This window comes from Acinetobacter sp. YH12201, assembly GCF_013418145.1.
Taxonomy (GTDB): Bacteria; Pseudomonadota; Gammaproteobacteria; order Pseudomonadales; family Moraxellaceae; genus Acinetobacter.
Map to the genome: position 1 here is coordinate 1 of NZ_VPCP01000138.1, position 3748 is coordinate 3748.

General features: G+C 39.8%; 3 protein-coding genes. 1 reads left to right on the forward strand and 2 read right to left on the reverse strand.

Features of this window, described 5'->3' with window-relative positions; all coding sequences use genetic code 11:
- Positions 1-150: 150 nt before the first annotated feature.
- Positions 151-2034 (reverse strand): mechanosensitive ion channel, encoded by a 1884-nt coding sequence (locus FTU91_RS15775; protein WP_180082810.1) that lies wholly within the window; start codon positions 2032-2034, stop codon positions 151-153.
- A 218-nt stretch (positions 2035-2252) separates the two neighbouring features.
- Positions 2253-2600, reverse strand: a complete 348-nt coding sequence (locus tag FTU91_RS15780) for a hypothetical protein (RefSeq protein ID WP_257221772.1) — start codon at positions 2598-2600, stop codon at positions 2253-2255.
- A gap of 493 nt (positions 2601-3093) precedes the next feature.
- Between FTU91_RS15780 and FTU91_RS15785 the strand changes: the two genes are divergently transcribed.
- Entirely contained in the window at positions 3094-3516 is a 423-nt protein-coding gene (locus tag FTU91_RS15785) for a hypothetical protein (RefSeq protein WP_086196104.1), read from the forward strand.
- The last annotated feature ends 232 nt before the right edge of the window (positions 3517-3748 follow it).

The window sequence follows — 3748 nt, forward strand, 5'->3', positions numbered from 1 at the left end:
GTTAAAATGCTGTGCTGCTTTTCGCACAGACATTTTATCTCTAGCCATAATTTCTATGACTTTGTCTTTAAAATCTTTTGAATATCCCATGCTTCTATTGTTCTATATTTTTGAGTATTTGGCTATAGCGGATTTTTCTGCTTCTAGCGATTATTTTTTATCATCACTGGAGCCAGGATTATTTGGATCTTTGTCACTCTTAAGATCGACATCAGACTCTTTTTCCCCCGTGGATCCAAAAGGATTATTTACTGGCGGATGCTTGGGATCAACACGGACAGAATCCGGAACACTCTGATCTGGATCAATTTTTTTTGCATCTTGCGGTGCAGTAGCTAATGAGGCAGGAGTTGGATTGGATAAATCAGGAGGCAAAACATTTTTTTGATCAGCCTCTGGAAAGTCGGGCTCTGTAAGCGGTTTGGACAGATCGGAAGATGGTGCCGCTCCCCCGTCCATTTCCAGTTCAGAAGATTTATCTACCGACGAATCAGAACCTGAGCTTGAATTCTGCCCTGAACTGATTCGGTCTGAACTTTCCTGATGCGGATTAGGCTGCTTCGCCTCTTTTTTGCATTTATCAATCAAGTCGGTCAAGACACGTTGTGCCGGATCGCGCCCACCTAAACCAAAAGCCAATGCGAAGGCAACAGCGACGGCTCCCAATGTTAAACCAAATGCCAGATTGACGATGGAATCGGCAATACCCATTGCACGCAAACCCATTGCAATCATCAGGCCCATAATCAATATACGAACCAGATTTGCCAGCCAGCGTGAACTGACATATTCACCTCGTCCAATCACTTGGGCGACCAGATTGGCAAGCCAGAAGCCAATCATCAGAATCACTGCACCGAGCAGGATATTTGCACCAAACTGGATAAACATCGAAATCAGTGTACTGATCTGCTCAAAACCAAGCCGATTCGCTGCTTCAGATACTGCAAACAACATGGTAAAGAACACAATCAGGTAACCAATAATTGAAGATACTTTGGTCTTGCCTAAAAAGCGTTGGGCATCCATCTTGGCAGGAATTTCATCCACACCCGTTCCAGAGACAATGTCTACTACCAGTTTAGCCACAAAGCGCGATACCACATAAGCCAGAATAAGAATCAGAGCCGCTGCAATAATATGCGGAATGGCATTCATGATTTCATACAACATGGCTGTGGCCGGTTGTGAAATTGCCTGAATGCCTAAAGCTTCGAAGGCAATAATTAGGGCGGTAATGATAATAATCGCAAAGACAAATGAGCCCAGTACCTGTGACAGATTAGAATTTTTAAACATCCCGATTTTCTGGGCATGTTGCTGGAGATTCAAACTGCCCACCAGACCTTCAACAATACCGCGTACAATTTTTGCCAGAATATAGCCGACAAATACAATCACAGCAGCAATAAAGATATTCGGCAAGAATGAAACAACTTCATTCACCATGTTCTGTACTGGAACAAGCAAGCCAGTTAAGCCTAAAATAGACAGTACAATTGGCAGGAACAATAACAAAATCAGCCAATACACAATCTCGCTAATGTTCTGGCTAATTGGACTGACGCCCACATCAGCACTTAATTTTTCATCCAGTTCAGTTCGGTCCAGCAGTTTTTGCAGTCCTATCTTGACCAGATTTGCTACAATCCAGCCAATAAAACCGACCGCAATAGCCGCCAAAAGTTGAGGAATAAATAACAGGAATTGCTGAATCATATTGCTAAATGGCCCACTCACGCTGGTGAGATTCAGCACATTAAAAGCACCTATAACGGCAATGATCATCACGATCCAAAAGACAATACGCGAAACAATACTTTCAATATTGGCGCGATGTCCTGTCGCACCCGAAAGTCTTTGATTTGTTCCAAGCTTTTGTAAAACTTTTTTAATTCCTGCCGCAATAATAAGGGCAATAATCCAACCTATGATTAAAATGGCTATGGCAGCGAGAATAGGATGAAACTGATTCCAATAATACATCGCATCAAATTCCCCCCCTCTAGGGCCTCCAGAAAAATACTCATTCATATTGTCATGTCCTCTTGTTATTACTTATTGAATTTCTATAGATGAATACTGGGTTATGTTGGCTCAGTTCACCCTAAAATGATGAAGTTAAGAACACATTAGAATTCGATCATTTTTTATTCAATACAAACCAGCATAAATACAACAAAAGCGCACATTTGATTGCAAAAAAGCCCTAATCCTTTCAAATTAGAGCTTTAAATGAATGATTTGAATACCTACTGATTTTTGTTACTAATGCCTGTCCCCACATTATCGGCAGCATTACCTATTGCACTTTTTTCACCCGGTTCTGTTACAGTATCGGCATCTGTAGCGACTGCTTCATCTGTTGCCGTTGCAGTACCGGTAGTGGCTGTATTATTTGGTGTGGCAGGTTGGGCACTAGGGTCAGGATGTCCTGGAGGAGCATTGGATGATTGCGGTTTAGTATAGGCAAACATGTAAACCAGTACGGCAATGAAGAATATCCCCACAAGAAGGAGGATATACACTGGCAAACGTTTTTTCTGAGATCTTTCTTCTTCACTCGTAACATGAGGCGGTTTATTAAAATCATGTGTCATGTTTTTCCCCTTTTTTTATCTCATTCCATGTATTTATATTAACCATATTTCCTGATGAATTATGTATAAAAGCATAGTGACATGGTGAAGACTTGTAATTTTCACTTAAAAAACAGCAATTCAGAAAACAGTTGTTTAAATATTTTAAGGCAAGAAGGTTGTGTCGATTCAATTTTCAGTCAGGCTATCATTCTTTTCTATAGCTCTTTTAATATTACTGCTGCTGTTGCTTTTATCGCAGTAAAGAGGACTTTTATTCCATTTTTATATCTGGAGCAAGACACTATTATTTTACTTTAAGTCCCAGTATTTTAATTTAAGCTCCAGCAAAATTTAACCATGCAAAAGATAGGGGTTTAAGTTGCGGTTTTTAAAATAAGAAAATTAACCGATTTTTAAACCTGTCTAAGCTTTCATGATGAAACATGCTTTAGGTGCTGAAAGGCTTAAAATGAGCTATAATTATGCACCGTTTTTCATGCTGCTTAACTTTATGGCGTATCGTCAGCAATCTGTAACGCTTGATTTGGACACTGACGTCACTCATCAATGTTGTTTGCATTACACTCGTGATGAACATCTCATTGGAATTATTGAATTTAGTAAACCAAGTTATGTGCTTAAATGGGGTGATCTGGAATATTTCCGTCGTCGTACCGAAGAATTTTCTGTGATGCCGTTTCCTGAATGCATCAATGCCATGGTGATCGACATTCGCAATATTGCCCCGTTTATAGACAATGAAGTACCGATTATTCCTTGGCGCTTACTGGAAGAAGAATGTCCGATCCGTCTGGTGGTTCCCCAAGAACGACTTGAACATTATGCCGGTATATTTGAACCTACCTGGCTGACCAGCGATGTGGAAACTGCAATTCAGGAAATCCGCGAATTTATTGATATGTTTGTGCATTAAAAGATTAAAAGCTAAAAAATCCTCCTGAATGGAGGATTTTTTGTGATTAGAGAAAGTCCCCCTTAGAAGAAGGGGGATTTAGGGGGATTCAGTTTTAACGAGATAAATTAACCTGAGTTCGATATAAAAAAGAGTAGAAAAAAAGCCCTGAATTTATAACATATTGGTTCTCAATACAAAATGTTATAAAACAAGGCTTCTCGATGGATCATATTACCGAATTATTTTGTAT

Coding starts and splice junctions, on each gene's coding strand:
- FTU91_RS15775 (WP_180082810.1), bottom strand. CDS start 2,034: ATGAATGAGTATTTTTCTGGAGGCCCTAGAGGGGGGGAATTTGATGCG.
- FTU91_RS15785 (WP_086196104.1), top strand. CDS start 3,094: ATGGCGTATCGTCAGCAATCTGTAACGCTTGATTTGGACACTGACGTC.
- FTU91_RS15780 (WP_257221772.1), bottom strand. CDS start 2,600: ATGACACATGATTTTAATAAACCGCCTCATGTTACGAGTGAAGAAGAA.